20 protein-coding genes are annotated in these 21,921 nt (G+C 33.5%); 12 read left to right on the forward strand and 8 right to left on the reverse strand.

Annotated elements, in window-relative coordinates; translation table 11 throughout:
- Positions 1 to 53 precede the first annotated feature (53 nt).
- Entirely contained in the window at positions 54 to 620 is a 567-nt protein-coding gene (locus FNW38_RS08260) for a hypothetical protein (protein ID WP_143387405.1), read from the forward strand.
- Here the strand turns inward: FNW38_RS08260 and FNW38_RS08265 are convergent.
- Positions 617 to 1,012, reverse strand: a complete 396-nt coding sequence (locus tag FNW38_RS08265; RefSeq protein ID WP_143387406.1) for a response regulator — start codon at positions 1,010 to 1,012, stop codon at positions 617 to 619. The genes FNW38_RS08260 and FNW38_RS08265 overlap by 4 nt on opposite strands.
- The gene (locus FNW38_RS08270) at positions 1,009 to 3,849 is read right to left on the reverse strand and encodes a PAS domain S-box protein (protein WP_143387407.1); all 2,841 of its coding nucleotides are present in this window, start codon (positions 3,847 to 3,849) and stop codon (positions 1,009 to 1,011) included. The genes FNW38_RS08265 and FNW38_RS08270 overlap by 4 nt, the downstream gene beginning before the upstream one ends.
- A gap of 376 nt (positions 3,850 to 4,225) precedes the next feature.
- Here FNW38_RS08270 and FNW38_RS08275 point away from each other — a divergent pair, with 376 nt between their 5' ends.
- The 7 genes from FNW38_RS08275 to FNW38_RS08305 all read left to right on the forward strand — a co-directional run bounded on the left by FNW38_RS08275 (position 4,226) and on the right by FNW38_RS08305 (position 9,305).
- Positions 4,226 to 4,378: a hypothetical protein gene (locus FNW38_RS08275; RefSeq protein ID WP_143387408.1), complete on the forward strand. Its 153-nt coding sequence runs from the start codon at positions 4,226 to 4,228 to the stop codon at positions 4,376 to 4,378.
- A gap of 10 nt (positions 4,379 to 4,388) precedes the next feature.
- A complete protein-coding gene (locus FNW38_RS08280) occupies positions 4,389 to 4,619 on the forward strand; it encodes a hypothetical protein (protein WP_143387409.1) in 231 nt (76 codons plus the stop codon).
- Between the two features lie 30 nt (positions 4,620 to 4,649).
- The gene (locus tag FNW38_RS08285) at positions 4,650 to 5,033 is read left to right on the forward strand and encodes a YchJ family protein (protein ID WP_143387410.1); all 384 of its coding nucleotides are present in this window, start codon (positions 4,650 to 4,652) and stop codon (positions 5,031 to 5,033) included.
- 108 nt (positions 5,034 to 5,141) lie between these two features.
- Positions 5,142 to 6,260, forward strand: coding sequence for a vWA domain-containing protein (locus FNW38_RS08290; RefSeq protein WP_143387411.1), 1,119 nt, complete (start codon positions 5,142 to 5,144; stop codon positions 6,258 to 6,260).
- Between the two features lie 41 nt (positions 6,261 to 6,301).
- On the forward strand, positions 6,302 to 7,765 hold the full coding sequence (locus FNW38_RS08295; protein ID WP_143387412.1) for a sigma 54-interacting transcriptional regulator: 1,464 nt from the start codon (positions 6,302 to 6,304) through the stop codon (positions 7,763 to 7,765).
- A gap of 172 nt (positions 7,766 to 7,937) precedes the next feature.
- Positions 7,938 to 8,531, forward strand: coding sequence for a 2OG-Fe(II) oxygenase (locus FNW38_RS08300; RefSeq protein WP_143387413.1), 594 nt, complete (start codon positions 7,938 to 7,940; stop codon positions 8,529 to 8,531).
- 201 nt (positions 8,532 to 8,732) lie between these two features.
- The gene (locus FNW38_RS08305; protein ID WP_143387414.1) at positions 8,733 to 9,305 is read left to right on the forward strand and encodes a DUF6642 family protein; all 573 of its coding nucleotides are present in this window, start codon (positions 8,733 to 8,735) and stop codon (positions 9,303 to 9,305) included.
- A 26-nt stretch (positions 9,306 to 9,331) separates the two neighbouring features.
- Here the strand turns inward: FNW38_RS08305 and FNW38_RS08310 are convergent, their stop codons facing one another.
- Positions 9,332 to 9,892 (reverse strand): 2'-5' RNA ligase family protein, encoded by a 561-nt coding sequence (locus tag FNW38_RS08310; RefSeq protein ID WP_143387415.1) that lies wholly within the window; start codon positions 9,890 to 9,892, stop codon positions 9,332 to 9,334.
- Positions 9,893 to 10,109: 217 nt separating this feature from the next.
- Here FNW38_RS08310 and FNW38_RS08315 point away from each other — a divergent pair, with 217 nt between their 5' ends.
- Positions 10,110 to 10,964, forward strand: coding sequence for an EamA family transporter (locus tag FNW38_RS08315; protein WP_143387416.1), 855 nt, complete (start codon positions 10,110 to 10,112; stop codon positions 10,962 to 10,964).
- Positions 10,965 to 11,038: 74 nt separating this feature from the next.
- Here the strand turns inward: FNW38_RS08315 and FNW38_RS08320 are convergent, their stop codons facing one another.
- From FNW38_RS08320 to mnmE, 5 genes are all read right to left on the reverse strand, one after another.
- Positions 11,039 to 12,181 carry a saccharopine dehydrogenase family protein gene (locus tag FNW38_RS08320; RefSeq protein ID WP_143387417.1) on the reverse strand — a complete coding sequence of 381 codons (1,143 nt, stop codon included), beginning with the start codon at positions 12,179 to 12,181 and terminating at the stop codon, positions 11,039 to 11,041.
- Positions 12,182 to 12,453: 272 nt separating this feature from the next.
- Positions 12,454 to 13,554: a Fic family protein gene (locus tag FNW38_RS08325; RefSeq protein ID WP_143387418.1), complete on the reverse strand. Its 1,101-nt coding sequence runs from the start codon at positions 13,552 to 13,554 to the stop codon at positions 12,454 to 12,456.
- A gap of 250 nt (positions 13,555 to 13,804) precedes the next feature.
- Positions 13,805 to 13,960, reverse strand: coding sequence for a RhuM family protein (gene rhuM / locus FNW38_RS08330; RefSeq protein ID WP_235890174.1), 156 nt, complete (start codon positions 13,958 to 13,960; stop codon positions 13,805 to 13,807).
- 342 nt (positions 13,961 to 14,302) lie between these two features.
- Entirely contained in the window at positions 14,303 to 15,160 is an 858-nt protein-coding gene (locus tag FNW38_RS17755; protein WP_235890175.1) for a glycoside hydrolase family 130 protein, read from the reverse strand.
- Between the two features lie 1,127 nt (positions 15,161 to 16,287).
- Entirely contained in the window at positions 16,288 to 17,682 is a 1,395-nt protein-coding gene (gene mnmE, locus FNW38_RS08340; RefSeq protein WP_143387420.1) for a tRNA uridine-5-carboxymethylaminomethyl(34) synthesis GTPase MnmE, read from the reverse strand.
- 179 nt (positions 17,683 to 17,861) lie between these two features.
- On the opposite strand from mnmE, the gene FNW38_RS08345 reads away from it, so the two are divergent.
- The 3 genes from FNW38_RS08345 (at position 17,862) to FNW38_RS08355 (ending at position 21,678) form a co-directional block, all read left to right on the forward strand.
- Positions 17,862 to 18,692 carry a universal stress protein gene (locus FNW38_RS08345; RefSeq protein WP_143387421.1) on the forward strand — a complete coding sequence of 277 codons (831 nt, stop codon included), beginning with the start codon at positions 17,862 to 17,864 and terminating at the stop codon, positions 18,690 to 18,692.
- 161 nt (positions 18,693 to 18,853) lie between these two features.
- Positions 18,854 to 19,687, forward strand: a complete 834-nt coding sequence (locus FNW38_RS08350) for a universal stress protein (RefSeq protein ID WP_143387422.1) — start codon at positions 18,854 to 18,856, stop codon at positions 19,685 to 19,687.
- A 218-nt stretch (positions 19,688 to 19,905) separates the two neighbouring features.
- The gene (locus FNW38_RS08355) at positions 19,906 to 21,678 is read left to right on the forward strand and encodes a MutS-related protein (RefSeq protein ID WP_143387423.1); all 1,773 of its coding nucleotides are present in this window, start codon (positions 19,906 to 19,908) and stop codon (positions 21,676 to 21,678) included.
- Positions 21,679 to 21,921 lie beyond the last annotated feature (243 nt).

Below are 21,921 nucleotides of genomic sequence, written 5' to 3' on the forward strand. Positions count from 1 at the left end.
ATCAAATATTACTTGTCTTGCTATGTTTTAGACTTTCTGATTACCTTTGTTTAATGGAAAAAATATTTCGTCCCAACCCCAATTCCTTCAAAAATACTTTTTGTGTCTTTCATGAAGAGTCTTTAGATAGCATAAATGGATTAGAACTTCAATATGACAGTAAATCGGGAAGCAAATATTTTTATACTAAAGTAGGAATGTATCGTTTGTCGAATCACTGGGGGAGATTGGCCAATAGTAAATGGCGTTTAGAACCTTTGGAATCCGAAATAGATGGCGCTGAATCTCGCAATGACAGTAAAACAAAATTGGGTTTTGCCCCTTGGACTAATTTTTACCCTGATAATTCAGTTGAGGAATTGTATTATTTAGAAGTAAATTATATAAAAAATACAGTCAATTATCAACATAAAAATAATCCGAAATATGATAATAAAGCTATACTTCGGACGAGTTTTGAAACCACTAAACGAATCAAACAAATTCGAAATTTACTTAATTTGACTTCATGGGCTAAGTATTTTGATTATGATGATTTGGATGTTTTACGCCAACAAATAATAAACGAACTCATTTTTACCAATAAAACTTTAGAAGAGATAAAAAGAAAAATTGTTTAATCATTTGAGGCAATCAATATTAAATCATCGGTCGTGATAGGTTTTGATAAATAGCCCAAAATATCGGGATATGTTTTTGATTTATTTTTATCTTCAATAGCAATAGATGAACTTACTATATAAATAATAATTTGTTTGCTCATTTTAGATTTTATCAATTCCATTTCTTCCATGAATTCCCAACCATCCATTATTGGCATATTAATGTCTAATAAAATTATATCAGGGAGCAATTCATTGTTTTCTAATGAATTATGTAAGATGTCAATAGCATCCTTTCCATTTTTGAAAGAGGAAATTGCTGAAAACATTTCGGATCTTTGAATGATTTTATTAACGATGATTTGGTAAATAGCATCATCGTCTACTACCCAGATTACTTTTTTTGTCATTGAATATAGATTTTAAATGTAGTTCCTATATTAGGTTCACTTTCCACGGTTATATTTCCACCCATGGCATCAATTTGATTTTTTGTAATAAATAGACCAATTCCTTTTGAATCTACATTGTTACTAAATGTTTTGTACATCCCGAAAATCTTATCTGCATTTCTCACAAGGTCAATCCCAACTCCATTGTCAGAAATTTGAAGCACTTTCATATCGTTTTCCACAGACCATTTTATTATTATAATTGGTTTACGTTCCGGATGGCTGTATCGAATAGAATTAGAAATAATATTGTAAAGTATACTCTCCAGATAGGCTGGATTATAATTTATGATTACATCCTTTGGCATGATCGTAGAAATAGAAACCTCTTTAGAGGTTATTTGTTCGTTAAGTACATTTTGGACTGTATTTATATAGTGTTGCAAGTTTAAAGGTTCGGAAACTAAACCAATATTATTGCGAATATTGATGACTTCGTTCAAATGAAACATTGTTTCATTAAGTGAATTAGAGACAGATTTCAATAATTGCATCATCTGTTCTTTTTCTTCTGCCGATTCAGAAGATTCAATCAAAGCCATGATAGATGCAATATTACTGGTATGTGATCTTAAATTATGGGAAACAATATAGGAAAAATTAAGGAGTCTTTTATTTTGTTCCGTGACTAAATTGAAGGAATTATTCAAATCTTTTTCGGCTTCTTTTGTTTTGGTGATATCAATCATAATACCACGTAAACTCTCTGCTTTACCATTTTCAAAAACAACATTTACAATATCTCTTAGCCAAATAACAGCTCCGTTCTTAGCAACCATTCGATATTCAAAATCATGATTTAAATTGGCATTAGTTTTTGACTTACAATAATTTTGAACCCATTCTCTGTCTTCAGGATAAATATGGTCTGCCCAAAAAGTAGTATTTGCCAACCATTCCTCTGGGGTATACCCCAATATGTTTTCTACTTTTTTACTGATAAAAGAAAAACTAAAGGTTTTAATATCACATTCCCAAACAATTCCGTCAATGGTATTAATCAGTGATTCTACTCTTTGTTTTGTATTGAGTATCATTTTTTCGGTAGCCCTGCGCTCCGTAATATCCTCTGTAGAAACGATAATCCGTTCGAATGTTTTTCTATAGCCTCGAATTACATTCCATCTTAAATTAACATCACGATATTCTCCTTCAGCATTTTTTATTTTGGAGTTTATTATAAATTGTTTTTTACCTTGAGTAACTGCGATTAAATGTTTAATGAAATCATCCGCAGATTTGAAATCAAGTAGTTTAGATTTGTTTTCAATTAATTCTTCTTTGGTTTTGACCTTATGAAGCTTAAGACATGCATTATTGACATCAATTACTTTAACTAAAGAACTGCATTTATTTACCACATCTGGATGGCTGTAAAAGTAGTTAGAAACGATTTCTTTATTTTTATTTATTAGATCCAACTCCTCCAGATAATTTTTAACTTCAGAGAAATCTTCTTCTCTTAAAGGAAGGGGTGAGTCATCAAATAAACTTTTAAACCGTGTTTCAGTTTTTTTGATTAATTCTTTGGCTTCTTTTTTTAACGAAATGTCTTCGACAATTGCGATATGAGAGGTTACCTTTTCATTTATTTTCCAAAGCGGTGACACAGTAAGATTTATCCAGACAACATTGCCTAATTTTGTCACATATCGTTTTTCCATAGAATACGATCTAATTTGTCCTTTTCTTAGTTTTTCTAAATTTATTAAATCTTCTTCTAAATCATCGGGGTATGTTATGGATTGAAAATTTTTCCCTTTCATTTCCTGATGTGAATATCCTAACAAGTGGCAATATTGTTTATTAATCTCAATAAAATTACCGGAATAGGAATCTATATAGGCGATTCCCACAGCTGCCTGATCAAAAATGGCCTCAAACTTTATCTCTGAATTCAAAAGTTTTGTTGCCTGCGTATTTACTAAAGACTGTAATTCTTCCGGTATTTTTAAAAGAGTGTATATCAAAACACCAAAAAGAGCAGCTAAAATAAGTCCGATAAGTCCAGGAATTAAAATTTGGTAGTAAAGATAATTTTGGTGTTTCGATATTAGATACAATTTCCAGTCACCATCTGGAATAAATGTAGAGATGTTATATTTTTTAGAAAAATCACTTTTATTAGGTAAGTAAAAAATTTCCTTTTGATTAGCCGTATTTTTCTTTGAAAACTGAAAGTAGTATTTTGAATCGTCGACCTTGTTAATCCCTGAAGATTTCAATAAGGTTTCTAATTTAATGATAACAGCTGAAAAGCCCCAAAAATTATTATTCCTAAAAACGGGAAATCTGCCCACAATTCCCATTCCGCCTTGTTTTAATTTTAACGGACCGGCAAAATACATCTTTTGAGTTTCAATAGATTTTAAAGCTTCTTTTTTGAGATAAGGAGCCGTTAAAATATTTAAATTTAGTGCTGCTTCATTTCCTTCCTTTGGATAAATATACTTTATCACTCCATTAGGTACCAATTGAACTGCACTAATACTGGTATTTGATTCCATCAGTTTTTTACCTACATAATCAAAATTTTCCGGAACGCCTTTGTCATCAATTGTTAGTGCAAGTGTTAGCGTGGTGGTATAACAGTTTTTAAGTGATTGCTCAATGTTTTGATGAACAACATGAAGGATATTATTCATTTCTCGTTGCTCATCTTCTTTTATGAGTTGATACTGCTGCGAGACAATAAAACCTGCAATATAGCTTAGTAATAGGAACGTAAAGAACCCTGTAGTTTTTGGTTTGTTTAAGAACCAACTGATGAATTTAGGGTATTTTTTGTTATCCATTTATGCTATTTGGAAAGATTGAATAAGGTTAGTTCTTTAAAAAATAAATGTATAAAAAAAATAGTATAAGTGCATAGTATTTTTTTTATTATAGTTATATTCTTAATTTTTAACCTGTTAAAATGTTTTTTTAGGATAAACAATACTTATTGGAATATCATATTTGAGATAAAAACTAATAATTGCAAAAAAAAGTATCTCGACTTGTAATGAATTTCAAATAAAATTAGAAGCAATACTGTGCCAAATTAAATTGACTATTATTTAAAAGAAATAAATTATCAAATTAAAAACAATTTGAATTTCAATAAATAACCCGAACTTTGCATAAGTTTTTGAATCAGCTAATTGATTTGATAATTAAAAGAAAAAGACAATGAGTAGAAATAACGAAAGAAACATAAAAAAGCACAACGATAAATTGCATAAAGCGCAGGATAAAGTAAAACAAGCTGAAATGCTGCGAAAGGAAAAATTAAAGCAAATTGTAAAGAAGTTCAATGAAAACAAACCATTAGGGAATAATTAAACGACACATCATGGAAAAAAATAAATTCAGCGAACTAAAAAATGGTGTTCAGGAAATAATAAATTTCATAGCCAGTAAAAATGCTAGAGAAGCTAACAATAAATTAGTAGAAGTTAGTGAGCAATTAGATGAGTTACTGGATTTTGCCGAAGAGGATGATGACCTTATCGAGATTAGCAAATATCAAGTTTTATTGAATCAATTACAACAAAGAATAATTGCGCTTGACGGACAATTATAGCTGACGCAAATTATTAGATTTTTATATAAAATGGTTCCGAAAAAATGCTATTGCGGTTCTCTGAAAAACTTTGACGAGTGTTGTGAGCCTTTTATTAATAAAACAAAAATTGCACCAACAGCTTTAGAATTAATGCGTTCGCGTTATTCAGCTTATGCAACTCATAAAGTAGATTATTTGTTAGCTACAACACATATTTATCAAAGAGGATACTATTCTAAAAACGAAATTTTAAAATGGGCAACTTCAAATCAATGGTTGCAATTAGAAATTATAAATGCTACCGAGAATACGGTGGAATTTAAAGCCTATTTTTTAGATAGTAATTCTCAAAAACAAATTCATCACGAACTTTCTACTTTCAAACTCGAAAATGGAAGTTGGTTTTATGTGGATGGAAAATTTTTTAATTAGTTTCCTCTTTTAATAAAAACCTCCTAAATCTTGTCTCCATAGTTTTTAACTAAAAATTAATAAACGTTTGTCTAGAGTGCATTTTAAAATGATGTAATTTTAAAGTCTATGAAAAATGACAATAAAAAAGGATTTTATTTCAAGCAATACGAAGCCCCATTTCAGTCTCCGTTTGATAAACTCTTTGCGGTTTTCAAAGAATTAATCACGCATACTTCGGGAGATTTTGATGAAGCAATCGACTGGTTGCGAGAATTGGACAAAGAATATAAACTCACCGATGAACATTATACCATTGATGATTTTATTGAAGATTTAAAGAAAAAAGGCTACATCCGCGATGAACTCAAAGACGATGGAACTTCAGGAATTGGAATTACTGCCAAAACGGAGCGTGCCATTCGACAACAGGCTTTAGATACTATTTTTGGTGACTTAAAACGTTCCGGAAGCGGCAATCACAAAACCAAACATTCCGGAAACGGTGACGAACATACCGGTGAATTTAGGGAATTTCATTTTGGTGATGGATTAGAACGAATTTCCTTGACAGAAAGTTTGCGTAATGCCCAAATCAATAATGGTGTGGATGGTTTTATGCTAACTGAAAATGATTTGGTTGTCGAAGAAACGCAGTACAAATCCCAAATGAGTACGGTTTTAATGATTGACATCAGCCACAGTATGATTTTGTATGGGGAAGACCGGATTACTCCTGCTAAAAAAGTGGCAATGGCTCTGGTAGAATTGATTACAACGCGTTACCCAAAAGATACTTTAGATATTTTGGTTTTCGGGAATGATGCCTGGACGATAGCCATTAGGGATTTACCGTATTTAAAAGTAGGGCCATATCACACCAATACTGTGGCCGGATTACAATTGGCTATGGATATACTTCGCAGAAAACGAAACACCAACAAACAGATTTTCATGATTACCGATGGAAAGCCAAGTTGTGTTCGGGAGAAAGACGGTTCCTATTATATGAATAGCAACGGTCTGGACGAATATATTGTTGATAAATGTTACAATCAGGCGCAACAAGCCCGAAAATTACATATTCCCATAACCACTTTTATGATTGCCAATGATCCGTATTTGCAGCAATTTGTCAACCGTTTTACCGAAGCAAATCAGGGAAAAGCGTTTTATACCGGATTGAAAGGACTTGGAGAAATGATTTTTGAAGATTATGAAACGAATCGTAAAAAAAGAATAAAATAAAGGACTAAAGAAAAGATACAAGAAGAAAGACAATTTGCAACATGAAAATAGAAAATATAAAAACACTTGGAGAATTAAAAAAATCAGGTTACGAAAGCAAAAGCATTAAGGATGAATTGCGTTCCAACCTTAGAGAAAAAATAAAATCAGGGAAATCTACTTTTGAAGGTGTTCATGGATTTGAGAATACCGTAATTCCAGAATTGGAACGAGCCATTTTATCGCGTCACAACATCAATTTGTTAGGTCTTCGCGGTCAAGCCAAAACTAGATTAGCACGTAAAATGATTGAATTGCTGGACGAATACATTCCGTTTGTTAGCGGTTCAGAAATTAATGATGATCCGCTGCAGCCAATTTCGCGTTACGCAAAAGATGTAATTGCTGCCAAAGGGGATGAAACACCAATTTCCTGGCTACACAGAAGCGACCGTTTTTTCGAAAAATTAGCCACGCCGGATGTTACCGTTGCCGATTTGATAGGTGATGTGGATCCCATAAAAGCAGCCAATTTGAAATTGTCGTATGCGGATGATCGAGTGATTCATTTTGGGATGATTCCAAGAGCGAATCGTTCTATTTTTGTAATTAATGAATTACCCGATTTACAGGCACGAATTCAAGTGGCTTTGTTTAATATTCTACAAGAAGGCGATATCCAAATTCGAGGTTTCAAATTGCGAATGCCACTCGATATGCAATTTGTGTTCACCGCAAACCCTGAAGATTATACGAATCGTGGAAGTATTGTAACGCCATTAAAAGATAGAATTGGTTCCCAAATTTTGACGCATTACCCCGAAACCATTAAAATCGCAAGAACCATTACAGAACAGGAAGCAAAATTAGATCCAGCACAAAGTGATATGGTTTACGTGCCTTCGCTAGCGAGAGATTTATTGGAACAAATTAGTTTTGAAGCAAGAGAAAGTGAATACATTGATAACAAAAGTGGCGTAAGTGCCAGATTGAGTATTACCGCTTTAGAGAATTTATTAAGTACAGCGGAGCGTCGTGCATTGAAGTCCGGAGAAGACAAAACCACCTTACGATTATCTGATTTTATGGGGATTATTCCTGCTATTACCGGAAAAGTGGAATTAGTTTATGAAGGAGAGCAGGAGGGAGCAGCCGTTGTGGCACAATATTTATTAGGTGATGCGATTCATACTTTCTTCCCTGCCTATTTTCCAAAAATTGAAAAACTACAAAAACAAGACGAGAAAACGCCTTATACGGATATCGTCGAATGGTTTTTTGCCGAAAGTGGTTTCGAATTATTAGACGATTGTTCTGATGAAGAATATGAAAGAATCCTGGGAAGCATTGTTCCGCTTGAAGTTTTAATCAAGAAATACCAACCGCAACTGGAAAAAGAAGATAAATTCTTCATGAAAGAATTTATTCTTTGGGGCTTGGTGGAATACAAAAAACTGAGCAAAGACCGCTTTTCCGAAGGCTATCAGTTTAAGGATATTTACGGTAGCTTTATCAGTAAATTATAAAGTATTAAAAGGGTTTGGAATTGATTTCTAAGCCCTTTTTAAATTTGGATTATCTTTTTCAAAACACAAAAATTAGAAAGAAATAATTTTATTTATTTCATAATGAGGTAGTAACGGTTTTATTTAGTCTACCTTGTCCCGTTGGCAGTCTATGCAGTCAATGAAAACAGACATGAAAAATAGCTTTGAAGCTTTGATTGCTACTTATATTGAAAATAAGGTAGGCATATCCGAACATTTTTTGAGCACCGATTTGGCTAACAATTTAAAACAAAACCTACTTACTTTGAATCAGGACAGCTTATTGATGGCTGCAGGAATCGGGAATTCTGAGAAACTTTCTTATGATGGTGCGATACGTAGCGATTCAATTTATTGGCTTGACAAAAAACACAACAACGCATTCGAAAATGAATTCTTTGCTCAAATAGAAGAATTTATTCTTTATCTGAATCAAAGTTGTTACGCGGGAATAACGGGCTATGAATTTCATTATTCGTTGTATGAATCAGGTGATTTTTATCTAAAACATTTGGATCAATTCAAGAATAATCCCAGCCGAAAATACTCTATGATTAGTTATTTAAACAGTAATTGGAAAGAAAGTGACGGTGGCGAATTGCTAATTCATCAATTGAATAATAATCAGAAAATTTCGCCTACTCAGGGTAAAACCGTTTTCTTCAAGAGTGACGAATTAGTTCATGAAGTTTTGGTAACTCAAAATACCAGAATGAGCATTACGGGATGGTTGAAGAGTGATTAATTCATTATTTCAATTAGAATTTGGATAAAAACACGTACTTCATAACTATTTTATAAAATAATTCAAGTTTTTGATTTTTAGTTACTTAAAAATAGTGAGCTTTGTATCTAGTTTGCAGACTTAGCAATTTAAGAAATAGATTTCCAGTATTAAATTATGGTGTTGTAACGGTGTTAAATAGTAATTTAAACAGTTATCAAAATGTCAATAGCTAATTTGTATGATAAAAATATCTTTTGTCTAGAGGGCGATTGGGAATCTGATTTGCGTAAAAAAAGTTCGGTGCAAAGTGCCTTGCAATTATTGGAGGCGAACCTCGAGATTGCCACCATTTATAAAACCTGTTCCACCTACGAAGAATTTTGTAACCGCTTGTTTACACTCACTAGAGATAAAAGAATCTATAAGAAATATTCCATTATTTATTTGGCATTTCATGGCAGAAAAAACAAAATCCAAATTGGCGATGACCATTATACATTGGATCAGATAGGAAACCAATTTGAAAATGTATTACAAGATAAAATTCTTCATTTTGGAAGTTGCAAAACATTATTTATCGAGGAAAAAAAAGCAATGGAATTTTTACATAAAACAGGCGCTTTGGCCATTTCGGGATATGCAAAAAATATAGATTTTATTTCCAGTACCGTGTTTGATGTTTTGTATTTTGAGATGTGTCAAAATTATGTAGAGATGGAAGCTATTGAAAGAAACATGCTCAAGAACTATAAAGAGCTTTGCGAAGCATTGGATTTTAAGATTTATTATTGAGACAAAATTAAAAGCCATGTTAAGGGTTAAAAAAGCGTTCCCTGTATAAGTTCTGGTTGTGGATTGTTGTTGAATTTAAACGTATCGATTACAACAAACTGTTTTATATTCTCATCAAACTTTCGCAAAACAATACTGTCACACAAAAAATCTACGTCTATTGTGGTAAATAAAGCCTTAGCTCTTTCAAGGTTTTCCGGAGTTAATCTTCGCGCAATGGACAGATGTGGATCATCATTTTTTTTCATATTTCGGACACGAAGCGATTCTTGGATACGCTTCATTATGGGTTTCAAACTGTTTTTAGAAACCGCGTTAGGGGATATGAAAAATGCACCATTTGGATAGGAACCAAAGCCATTTAAAGTTACTTCAACTGGTTGCAAAGTATCACACAATCTGTCTAGTTGATTTTTAATAATTTCAATTTCCGTATCAGTTGCTTTGAATTCACAGATGGTAATATGGCCAACAGAATTTTTACTGTGAAACCAACCTACTTCCTTTGCTAATTGTTCTTTCATGGATTTAACCAATGAAATAATTGCTTCCGAAGGGTATATCGCAACAGAATAATCCTTTTCCATATTTTAATGATTTAAGCTTTAAGCTTTATGCAAAAGTAAGGAAATAGATATTGTCACATTCTGTACATTATATAAATCTAGGTATTGCATTCCTTTAATCCAGAATGTTTTTTATTTTAACGAGATGATTATTTCTATTAAAAAAGCTTTTCTTTAATTTAATAAAAGAGCAATATAGAAAACATAAAATAGTAATTTTACAATCAAAATATTGTCTATGTTATTTCTAATTCTAAGCATTATATGCAGTGTAACTGTAGGTGTACTATTTAAATTTTCACGCAATTATAATGTAAGTAATACACAAATCGTAGCTTCAAATTATGTATTTGCTCTTGTACTTTGTTATTTGTTCTTCAGTCCAGATCTTAACGCTGTAGGAACGACAGTACCTTGGGGTATTTACATAACGATTGGTGTTTTGTTGCCGTCAATATTTCTTTTTCTGGCTGCATCCATAAAACACATGGGTATTGTAAAAACCGATGCTGCTCAACGACTTTCATTGTTTATACCTATTTTGGCTGCTTGGTTAATCTTCAAAGAAAATTTCAATATGTTAAAAATTGCTGCGCTTTTGGTAGGATTTCCAGCATTATTGCTCATTCTCGCTAAGCCCTCCCAAAATACAGAAAATAAATGGGTTTATCCTTTAGCAGTTTTGCTTGGCTTTGGGCTAATAGACATACTTTTTAAGCAAATTGCTTTAAATACAAGGCTGCCTTATACAACCTCATTATTTGTGGTTTTTGGGATAGCACTGCTAATTATGGTTGCGGCTGTTATCTATGAATTGACAATCAGTAAAGTACCATTAAATATCAGAAACATTCTTTTTGGCGGTTTGGTAGGTATTTTCAACTTTGGAAATATTCTTTTCTATTTAAAAGCACATCAAGCATTTGTTCAAAATCCGTCAACTGTTTTTGCAGGGATGAATATGGGCGTAATCATTATTGGCAGCCTTGTTGGGATTTTAATTTTTAAGGAAAAATTGACCAAAATGAATTTTGCAGGTCTTTTTTTAGCTTTGATAGCAATAATTTTAATTGTAATCTCACAGACAATTTAAAGATGCCCAAACGATATATCTTCATTAACTAGTTATGTAATGAAGATGTATCATTGCATTTGGTATTACTGTGTTTACACTTTGCCGTAAACACGTACGATATAATTTCCGTTTAAAAATTGTTTTGGATCAATTTGGCTTTGCAAGACAACTCCGCGATAAGGAGTTTCGAGCAATAGTTGAGCTGCTTGCGCTAGAGGCGCTGCCGTAGTTGTTTGGATGGCTCTCAATTGATGTTTTCCTACTTTTTGAGGAAGTATGCATTTCGCAATCTCTCGTCTGCGCAAAATTCCTGCAGCATCTTTACCCTCTACCGCAGCATACAAAATAATTTGGTCGTCTTCAATATGAGGGATAACCGTTTCCATTTTTTCTTGTAGGCTTTTAATTGCGTTAGATGTCTTTTCCAAATTAGTAAGTTGCTCTTGCACCCAAGTATAATGTCCAGGATGGCGCAAGGTTTTGTAGTCAAGCGAACGTACCTTTCCTAATAATGCATCAGGCAAATCCGCTGCACCGCCAGAAGTGAGATCCTCTTCATATGCAATGCCATCAATAATAATAGTAGCTCTTTCCGACAATGGTGGCAGAGTAGTTTTTTTAAAATCCCTTAAGACTATGGTTTCTTTCAGATATTCTGTAGCTACTCCCACCGGACTCCAAGTAAATCCATAATAATGTGGAGCAACAGCATGATTGGTCAGAGCACCAACTTTAAACTCAAGCTTGTCCACTTTATCTACTTCAAAGTCAATGCAAAACTGTTGAAAAAGTCCATTGGCTAGCAAGTCTATGTAACCGGGAGCCAGACCAGTTTGAAGTACAAAACCAGTTTTGGCATCTTTTGCCAATGCCATTATTTCTTCGGTTTCTGAAACATATTCTGTGAGGTTAGCGTAATGCAGATTAAAATCTTTGGCGAATTGAGCTATCCTTGGTGCTTGGCTACCCGGTAGGCAGTCGAGAATAATATCTCCTTGACGCAAGATTATTGCCATTTCATCCGTTAGGCCTTTTTCAGCAAGATGAAAGTCCTTAATGAAACAGGGTTTCGTTGTTCCTTCTTCAATCCAATTAGCTACTTTTTTTGCTTTTGAATGGGTTCTGTCTCCAATAAAAAGTGTAGGGGTTACTTCACTCCATTCCATCAATAACAAACCGATAGCTTCGGCAATTCCACCGGCTCCGGCAATAATAATATTGTGATGCTTTTTCATATACTAAAGTTACTGTTTTTTCTTGATTTAGTATTTGAAATCATTTAGTAATTTGTTGATTATGCAAACTAGGTTCCTGTCAAGGATAGCAACGAAAAGCACCTTCCTGCGGACTTGTAGTGAATAGCATGCTCGGACAGTCTTATAGTACTTATTATTTATTGATATTTCTTATTGAAAAATTTATTTCACTGTTACTAAATCAATAGATTAAAATTAAATTCATGTAAATCAGTTGTTTAGTATGAAACGAGGCACGATTTTTAGTCTTTTTACACAAAAATGCGATAAGACGAGCTTCTTCCTCCTCCATCGTCTTTTGTCAAAATGCCTTTCGAAATTAAATCTTGAATATCTCGCAGAGCTGTATCAGGAGAGCATTTTGCGATTTTTGCCCATTTTGTAGAGGTAAGTTTGCCTTCAAAGCCTTCAAGCATTTTATTGAGAAGTAATTTTTGTCTTTCGTTCAAGAGTATATGAGTTTGTTTCTCCCAAAAACTAGCTTTTAATAGTACTTGTTCCAAAGTAGTATTCGTTGCATTTAAGGCAGCTAAGAGATTCTCAAAAAACCATTGTAACCAATTTGTAATATCTAATGTTCCTTTCTGTATTTGTTCCAAAATAGAGTAGTACCCGTTGCGTTGCAAAAGAATTTGTGCAGACATACTGTAAAATCGTTTAGAACTGCCATCTGCTTTACACAATTGCATATCTGTAATAGCACGAGCTATTCTGCCATTTCCATCATCAAAAGGGTGAAGGGTAATAAACCATAAATGAGCAATTCCAGCTTTCATTACAGGATCTAAAGTGTTTTCGTTAGAAAACCATTCTAAAAATTGGTTTATTTCTTTTTCTAAAAGTATAGCATCAGGAGCCTGAAAATGTATTTTCTCTCTGCCAAAACCACCTGAAACGACCTGCATTGGGCCATTATCATCTGTTCTCCATTGCCCAACATTAATTTTATACATACCGCTTCTTCCTGTTGGGAATAAGCAGTTATGCCATCCAAATAATCGGTTTGCTGTTAGCGGAGTAGTATAATTTTGAGTAGCATCCAACATCATTTCTACAACTCCGTCTACATTTCTATCGGAAGGAACAAGTCCGGCAATATCCATTCCCAGATGTCTTGCGATGGAAGAACGTACCTGATCTGTCTTCAGGATTTCTCCTTCAATCTCAGATGATTTTAGAATATCTATGGTCAATGTGTCTAACAGGGCTTGTTCTTGCAATGCAAATCTCATAGCTTCCATTTTTCCCATGAGTTTGCCTTGCTTGTTTCTTAGGTCTCCCAATAGCGATTGTAAAACGTTTGAATCCCAAGTAAAGGAGGGCCAATTGTCATTTTGATAGATATATTTCATTATTCTCCGCATTATTTGCGGTAAATATAATATTTATTCTTCACATATTGTTTTATTCTCCGCAAAATATGCGGTGATTAAGGTGTTTAATTACCGCTGCTTAGTATATTCGGCAATGATTTTTCAAAAATATTCAGTTGTCGCAAATTTTGCACATACTGAAGATAGTGCATAAAAAAATCGGTTTAGAAAGTTCTAGGCACTATTTCTTAAAGTGTGCAAGTATCTTTTGCCCAATCGTTTTGGTTTTCTAAATCGCTATTTTTATCTTTTGATGGTAATCTTTACCAAAACTTTTGCCTTGTTTTAGTCGCGCATTATCTAATGTGAATCCTTTGATGATAAATTCCTTTAAGGTCTTGATTACCCAAATACGGAATTGAGTTGCCTGAGTATTGAAGTACAAATAAGGTATAATTTTAGACAAGAAAGAAATAAATAAGCGTACAAAATTTATTCTGAGCAAAGAATAAAAAACAAAAAGGGTGGCAAAAGATTATTGCTGGACAATGCTTTTTTGCGGAACAATCTTATATGAATAATTTAAGGGGTAAACAGTATAAAAAATGAACTGGTTAAATGAAAAAATGCAGCTTTTTTATCTCTTTATATCTGGTTCCATTTATTCGTATTTTAAACCCGCGTATTGGCAAAACTCTTCTACATTAATAAGTTGTTTTGTGGATTGTTTAGGTCTTCCCTAATCTTTTGGCATAATCTTGTGCTTTGGTAGGTTGTATTCAAACCATCATTTACTATTCTTCAAAGCCTCCATTAATTCTACCATATCTACCACACCGTAAGTAGATGAATAGTCTGATACGGCATAAGGCAATATAAGGCTGTTGTTGTGAATAATCGAACCGCAAGAATACACTACATTAGGTACATAACCTTCCCGTTCATCTTCCAGTGGTGAAAGCAAGGGCTCTTTAAGTCTTCCAATTTCCTTCGAAGGATCATCAAGATCAAACAGCGAAGCACCTATGCAATATCGTCTCATGGCACCTACACCATGCGTAATAACCAACCAGCCTTCTTCGGTCCAAAGTGGCGATCCACAATTTCCAATTTGTGTAAATTCCCATGTATAACGCGGCTCTTGGAGGATAACGGGATTATTCCATTGCGTAGGCCTATCGGAATACATAAGGTAATTGTTAACACCGTCAATTCTGGATAGCATAGCATATTTGCCCTTGATTTTTCTAGGGAATAATGCCAGATTTTTATTTTGAGCACCGGCTCCATATAAGGGCATTACACGGAACGTATAAAAGTCTTCAGTAGAAATAAGTTTTGGAAGAATGACATGACCATTATAAGCCGTATAAGTAGCCATTACTCGATCTGATTTATCATCATCCACAAAGCGTACAAAACGGGCATCTTCAATACCACGACTTTCAGAATCTGATATCGGAAATATAACACGTTCGGTGATATCGGAATCGTGCTTGAATTGCAAATCATAAAATGAATCCGCCAACCAGATCACTTCTTCGAGTGCAGTTCTCCTCTCCTGGCGAATCAGTGGATCGCTTAATGCTTTATTTACCACATTTTTTAATACGGCATAATCAAATTCGTCCGGCAGGTCTTGCATAATACGGGTTGAGTATTTGTCCGAAGTATGCATTTCTGCCAATTTCATCAGAAATCGTTCTTTGTTGTATAACGTTTTGTGTACAATCTCTGCTTTATCAATGTTATTACCGATTTTCATCACCTGGAGATTGTTATTCTTATCCAGGATTCCCCTTCTAAAAACAATTGATGAGATATGACCTTCGCCGGTGGCACGGAAAGAAATAATGACACGCTTTTCTCCCTTTTCGAGACCCGACTGATCGAAATCTTCCACAATGGAAGGGTTGAAAATGGCTGTGGATTCTATAGCATACTCCATTGTACAGTAGGAACCGATGAGCATTTTTCGTTCCTGTGACAGGCCGTCATAGTTGATTTGCATCCCTTCAATTATGCCCCTGATTTTTTCGCAATGCCTAAAAAATATGCTTGAAATATTTCGATGTCGTCTGGCAAACTCACGAAGTGTATGTTCCAAAGTGTCTATGACTTGTTTATCATCCAACATCATTATGCGGCTCACCATTTTTTGGGTCCGTTGATCGCCATTCATAAAATACCGGGCAACAACCCTCCTGGAATCAGGGGTGAATATTATATTTTTTCGGATTACAGGAACTCGCATAGCTTTATTTTTAAATTATAATAAAATAAGTGCGCTTTTTATGTAGGGATAAAAAGTCGTTTAGGTATGTTACCTCATAGCTCGTTCTTGTTTTAGATGATCCACAAGGGTATCTGTTTGGAGCGCATCCATTCCTACTCCGAGTTACTTCTATCTCTAAACCTGTCCAAAGAGTGTTGATACTCAAGCCAAGTGGTTGATGAAGAAGATTAAATTATTGAAATGCTAACGCAAAAAAACTTTATTTTTTTGTTCTGGAGTCATTTTGTTGACGTTTTAAGTCTCAATCTATTTCAGGACGAATCACTTAAGAAGTTGGGAATTTTGGAAGCTCAAACTTAAATTAAGTGATGATTTCAAAATTACAAAAAAATAATAAAATAAGTATTAATATTTGGGTTACAGTGTAAATGCTTTTTTTAAGACCTAATGATTGACGGGAATTGAATTTTAAATATTGATCTCGATTAGTGATTTAACGTTTATTTTGATATGGTATTTTGTGTTGCTTTATGCTGTTATTTTCCGATACAGAAATTAGCAAAAATATTTCCCAGCAATTCATCGTTAGTAACCTGTCCGGTAATCATCCCAAAATGATACAAGGCTTCCTTAATATCTAATGCCATCAAGTCGCTTGATAAGTTAGTTTCAAGGCCAAATTTCACTTTTTGTATTTCGTCTAACGCTTTTAGTAAGGAATCGTAATGTCTTGTGTTAGTTACGATTGTTTCATTATTTCTTAATGCACCAGTATTGACAAAGGATAATAATTGATTTTTGAGTTCGTCCACGCCCAGTTTTTCTTTAGCAGAAATTAGCAAGATAGTTGGAATTTCAGATTTGATGTTTTGTATTTCAGTTTCGGTTAATTTATCGGCTTTGTTACCGATAATGACAAGAGGTTTCAAAGGAAACTGATTCTTGATTTTTTCTAATTCAATCTGAATTTGTTTAAAACTGCCATCTGTCATTTGCGAACTGCTGTCTAATAAATAAACGACAACTTGTGCTTGTTCAATTTTTTCAAAAGTCTTACGAATCCCAATACTTTCCACGATATCCTCAGTTTCCCGAATTCCAGCCGTATCTATGAATCTAAAACCGATTCCACCAATCACTAATTCGTCTTCTATTGTATCACGTGTAGTTCCCGCAATCTCTGAAACGATGGCGCGTTCTTCATTTAATAAAGCATTCAGCAGCGTCGATTTTCCCACATTGGGTTCACCCACAATAGCCACGGGAATTCCGTTTTTTATGACATTTCCTACGGCAAACGAATCGATTAAACGTTTTAGGACAAATTCTATTCTATTCAATAATTCATGAAATTGGGTTCTGTCGGCAAATTCCACATCTTCCTCGGCAAAGTCGAGTTCGAGTTCAATTAGCGAAGCAAAATTCAACAGTTCTTCACGCAGTTTGGCTATTTCATTAGAGAAACCACCACGCATTTGCTGCATCGCAATTTGATGAGAAGCTTCATTATCTGATGAAATTAAATCGGCAACGGCTTCAGCTTGGGATAAATCGAGTTTTCCATTTAGAAAAGCTCGTAGTGTAAATTCACCAGGATCAGCCATGCGACACCCTTTGCGGAGCAATAACTGAATAATTTGCTGTTGGATATAAGTAGAACCGTGACAAGAAATTTCAATGGTGTTCTCGCCTGTATAGGAGTTCGGCCCTTTGAAAATAGAGACTAATACCTGATCCAAAGTTTTGGTATTATCCATAATGTGGCCTAAATGTAATGTATGTGTTTTTTGTTTTGTTAAATCTTTATTTTTAATGGATCGAAAAACAGAATTACCAATAGCAATGGCATCTTTACCGGAAATTCGAATTACGGCTATTGCTCCGGCTCCCGAAGGAGTTGCCAGTGCTACTATGGAATCGTGAGGTATCATATTTTTATTTCAATTTTATGCAAAAGTAAGTAAAATTGACAACGCAACAAGACCAGCTTATTAAACCATTAACTTTATTTTTTGTTAAAAATTAGCCAAACTGATAATAATCATACTATTTTGTGTTTTCTTTTGTAATTTTATATAGATTATTGATTTGCAATAAATTGAGATGTATTATGAAAAAAATTCTATTTCCTACCGACTTTTCTGATGTATCTAATAATGCATTCATTTACGCATTAAAATTGGCGGATTCCATAAATGCCGAAATTATTACGATGCACGTCTATCAATTGCCGCAAGCCAATTATATTAATGTATCGGAATATTTACATGAAATTTATGATGTCACTGAGTTAAGTAATTTTGAGAATTACAAAGATGAAGTTCCTCTTTTAAGAAGCATTGCCGAAGAAAATAATTTGGACCATATCAAAATAAGCCATGTATTGATTTTGGGTTATTTGGTTCCTGAAATCCAAAAAATAACTAAGGAGGAAAACATTGATTTTGTGGTCATGGGAACTAAAGGCGCTACGGGATTAAAAGAAACTTTTTTAGGTACGGTTGCAACAAAAGTGATGAATGATGTCAAAGCAGTTGTTTTGGCAATACCTGAACATTGTCAATACCAACCCATAAAAAAAATACTTTTTGTCACGCAATTTAGACCCGAAGACCTTGAAGTATTAAAGAAAGTTATGGCTCTAGCCAAAGTATTTCAGGCACATATCGATTGTTTACGTGTACTCGCATCCCCTCAAACGGATAAGAATGACTATATGGAAGAATGGAAGCTAATAGTTAAAAATCATGACATCTTATTACATTCCATTATAAGCAATGATGTGGAAGGTATTATATTGGATTTTATTGATTTGCATAAAATTGATATGATTGCTATGCATGTGTACCATAGAAATTTCTTTGAAAAATTATTTAAAATCAGTCTTTCAAAAAAATTAGCTTTTCATGTCAATGTGCCTATTCTTGCTATTCATGAATAAAAACAATTTGGATATCAATTTGAATAATAAAATTTAAACTGAGTTTGGATTAACAGCTTGAATTCGAATGTTGTTTTGTTTATAAATATCTGATAGTTATTGTGTTAAATGTTAATTTATAATTAACTTTGATAGGTGAACCGTTCTAAATACTTAACAAAATGAAAAAAATTCTATTTCCAACAGATTTTTCTGAAGTGGCCACTAATGCCTTTGTACATGCTTTAGAATTTGCAAAAATAGTTCAAGGTGAACTCGTTTTATTGCACACATTTGAATTGCCCGTATTTGATAATCAGTTTTTTCCTGAAAATTATGCCGTGATTTATGATTCATTGGAGTTATCCCAATTCGACATGTTTAAAGAGGAGATTCCAAAGCTTCGAGCCATAGCCGAAGAACGCCACCTCGATAAAATTAAGATGACTCACAGGCTCATGGATGGTGATTTATTAACGAATATCAAAAGAGCAATTAAAGAAGATCAAATAGATTTTGTTGTAATGGGGACTTCTGGGGTTACTGGATGGGATGCGTTTTTTGTAGGAAGTAATGCGGGTTCTGCTATAATAGGGATAGATGTTCCTATGTTGTGTGTCCCATTGGAAGCAAAATTCAAAAAAATTGAGACTATTGGTTTCACGACCCGTTTTAGACCTAAAGATAAAAAAGCGCTTAAAACAGTATTGGATATCGCAAAAAAAACAAAAGCAAAAGTGAAATGTCTTTATGTGAAAACCAGTACTTCTGATGTATCAAAAGAAACAATAGAAAAATGGGAAACCGAGTTTATGCAGGAACCCATTGAGTTTTTTGTCATTACCAGTGATGAAATAAAAGAAACTATTTTGGATTTCATTTTATATAAAGACATCGATGTGTTAACAATGCTTACTTATAAAAGAGGCTTTTTTGAAGGATTGTTTAAACCAAGTTTTACAAAAAAATTAGCGACTAATTTTGACATACCAATCTTAGCCATTCATATTGATTAATTTTGAGTGTTGCTATTGAAAATAACTGTTGAACGTTTTTATGTATGATTTTCCAGTATTTTTAAAAATTAAAAAATTTCGAAAAATTAGGAAGTGTCTTGGAATTGAAAAATGCATAGAAGACCTTTTTATGGTATAAATATAGTTACGTATTCCTTGTTCTCTAATGAATGAATTGTCGATGGAAGCACTATATTTGTAGTTCATCAAAATGAATTATGGAAGTATACAAAGCAAAAAAGGAAAGCTTTTTAACAGCATTAAATAAAATCAATAAAAAGTACAATAGTATTAGCTTTTTTCGGCTACTCACTATTGTTTTTTTTTTAGCGTCCATCTATTATTATATTAAAACAAACGGTGCTGTTTTTATTGCTTTGGCGGTGTTCCTTTTTGGATTATTTATAGTTTTGATGCGTTTTCATTCCAAATTAGTTTTTCAGAAGCAAATAAAACAAGCACTATTGGAAATTAATGAAAATGAAATAGCCTATCTGGAAAGAAATAAAATTCCTTTCGAAAACGGACAGGAATTCAATGATTTTCATCATCCATATGTGTATGATTTGGATATTTTCGGAGCGCATTCTTTGTTTCAAAATCTGAATAGAACCGCTACATTTATTGGAAAAAAAACATTGGCAAAACAACTTTTGACACTTTTACCAAATGATGAAATTGTTAGAAATCATAAAGCCACAAAAGAATTAGCTGAAAAATTAGATTGGCGTCAGGAGTTTTTGGCTTTTGCCAAAATAAGTCAGGACACACAATTGAGTTATGACACTTTGCTTAAGTGGAGCACATTCAACAGCACGCCTTTGTCCAAAGCTAGTATTTTTGTTTCCTATTGTTCGCCAATTCTTTTTCTGGGGCTTTTTATCACTTATTTAGTGACTTCTAATGCCATTTATGCTTCTCTTTTATCCTATGTTTTCGTTTTCAATTTAATTATTTTGGGTAGGTTTATGAAGCGAATTCAAGTTGAAATTGCAAATTCCTCCAATATTGATAAAATCATCAATCAGTATAGTTTGTTGTTACAGAAAATTGAAGAAGAATCTTTTCAGTCCGAAAAACTAATGGATTTACAACAAAAACTAACCTTCAAAAAAGAAAATGCCAGTATTCATCTGAAACAATTGGCGGGCTTATTTTCAAAAATGGACAGCATCGGAAATTTCGTAACAGCTATCGTATTCAACGGAACATTTCTTTTTAATCTGCATGTTTTAAAATCATTAATTCAATGGAAAAAGGATCATGCCGAAGTGCTCGAAGACTGGATGGAAGTTATTGGAGAATTCGAGATGCTGAACAGTTTGGCAAATCTTTCCTATAATAATCCCGAGTTTGTGTATCCAACATTAAACACCAATTTTGAAATTGATTTCTCTAATTTAAATCATCCGTTACTAAATAAAAAAACTAGAGTAGGGAATTCCGTGAGTTTTCATCCCGAATCGTTTATGATTTTGACCGGTTCTAATATGTCGGGAAAAAGTACGTTTCTGAGAAGTTTAGGAATAAATATGGTTTTGTCAGGAATGGGTTCGCCGGTTTGTGCCAGTCAGGCTAATGTTCATCCTTTACCGGTTTTGGTTTCCATGCGATTATCCGATTCTTTATCAGATAGTGAATCGTATTTCTTCGCCGAAATAAAGCGCTTAAAGCAAATTATGGACGAATTGGAAAACAGACCTGCATTTGTTTTACTTGATGAAATATTGCGCGGAACCAATTCAGATGATAAACGAAACGGAACGATTGAAGTGGTCAAAAAAGTGATTGGTAAAAAAGCGATTGGAGCCATTGCTACGCATGATATAGAAGTTTGTCTGACTACGAATGAGTATCCGAATGTGCTAACCAATAAATGTTTTGAAGTGGAGATTATCAATAATGATTTACATTTCGATTATAAACTCAGAGACGGCATTTGTAAAAATCGAAGTGCTACGTTCCTGATGAAAAAAATGGGAGTTATTTAGAAAGAGTATTCAGTTTTCAGGGGGCAGATTTCAAAAAGCAGGCTTTAGACTTCATATTTTTAAATTTAATAATTGTTTCAGGAAATACTTTGTCAAGTCGAACACAGTCGAGACTCAGCGTATTGAGTCTCGACTGTGTTCGACTTGACAAAAAGTAAACATTAGAAAACAAAAAACCGCAATTTCAAAAGAAGTTGCGGTTTTTTAAATATAAAAATGGTTTGGTTAATAGCGTATCTGTTA

Source organism: Flavobacterium gawalongense (assembly GCF_007097265.1).
Lineage (GTDB): Bacteria > Bacteroidota > Bacteroidia > Flavobacteriales > Flavobacteriaceae > Flavobacterium > Flavobacterium gawalongense.

Bases quoted from the DNA above. Each gene is read 5' to 3' on its own strand.
- FNW38_RS08280 (WP_143387409.1), top strand. From the start codon at position 4,389: ATGGAAAAAAATAAATTCAGCGAACTAAAAAATGGTGTTCAGGAAATA.
- FNW38_RS08320 (WP_143387417.1), bottom strand. From the start codon at position 12,181: ATGAAAAAGCATCACAATATTATTATTGCCGGAGCCGGTGGAATTGCC.
- FNW38_RS08285 (WP_143387410.1), top strand. From the start codon at position 4,650: ATGGTTCCGAAAAAATGCTATTGCGGTTCTCTGAAAAACTTTGACGAG.
- FNW38_RS08260 (WP_143387405.1), top strand. From the start codon at position 54: ATGGAAAAAATATTTCGTCCCAACCCCAATTCCTTCAAAAATACTTTT.
- FNW38_RS08300 (WP_143387413.1), top strand. From the start codon at position 7,938: ATGAAAAATAGCTTTGAAGCTTTGATTGCTACTTATATTGAAAATAAG.
- FNW38_RS08325 (WP_143387418.1), bottom strand. From the start codon at position 13,554: ATGAAATATATCTATCAAAATGACAATTGGCCCTCCTTTACTTGGGAT.
- FNW38_RS08270 (WP_143387407.1), bottom strand. From the start codon at position 3,849: ATGGATAACAAAAAATACCCTAAATTCATCAGTTGGTTCTTAAACAAA.
- FNW38_RS08310 (WP_143387415.1), bottom strand. From the start codon at position 9,892: ATGGAAAAGGATTATTCTGTTGCGATATACCCTTCGGAAGCAATTATT.
- FNW38_RS08305 (WP_143387414.1), top strand. From the start codon at position 8,733: ATGTCAATAGCTAATTTGTATGATAAAAATATCTTTTGTCTAGAGGGC.
- FNW38_RS08275 (WP_143387408.1), top strand. From the start codon at position 4,226: ATGAGTAGAAATAACGAAAGAAACATAAAAAAGCACAACGATAAATTG.
- mnmE (WP_143387420.1), bottom strand. From the start codon at position 17,682: ATGATACCTCACGATTCCATAGTAGCACTGGCAACTCCTTCGGGAGCC.
- FNW38_RS08355 (WP_143387423.1), top strand. From the start codon at position 19,906: ATGGAAGTATACAAAGCAAAAAAGGAAAGCTTTTTAACAGCATTAAAT.
- FNW38_RS08265 (WP_143387406.1), bottom strand. From the start codon at position 1,012: ATGACAAAAAAAGTAATCTGGGTAGTAGACGATGATGCTATTTACCAA.
- FNW38_RS08350 (WP_143387422.1), top strand. From the start codon at position 18,854: ATGAAAAAAATTCTATTTCCAACAGATTTTTCTGAAGTGGCCACTAAT.
- FNW38_RS17755 (WP_235890175.1), bottom strand. From the start codon at position 15,160: ATGCAAGACCTGCCGGACGAATTTGATTATGCCGTATTAAAAAATGTG.
- FNW38_RS08295 (WP_143387412.1), top strand. From the start codon at position 6,302: ATGAAAATAGAAAATATAAAAACACTTGGAGAATTAAAAAAATCAGGT.
- FNW38_RS08290 (WP_143387411.1), top strand. From the start codon at position 5,142: ATGAAAAATGACAATAAAAAAGGATTTTATTTCAAGCAATACGAAGCC.
- FNW38_RS08315 (WP_143387416.1), top strand. From the start codon at position 10,110: ATGTTATTTCTAATTCTAAGCATTATATGCAGTGTAACTGTAGGTGTA.
- FNW38_RS08345 (WP_143387421.1), top strand. From the start codon at position 17,862: ATGAAAAAAATTCTATTTCCTACCGACTTTTCTGATGTATCTAATAAT.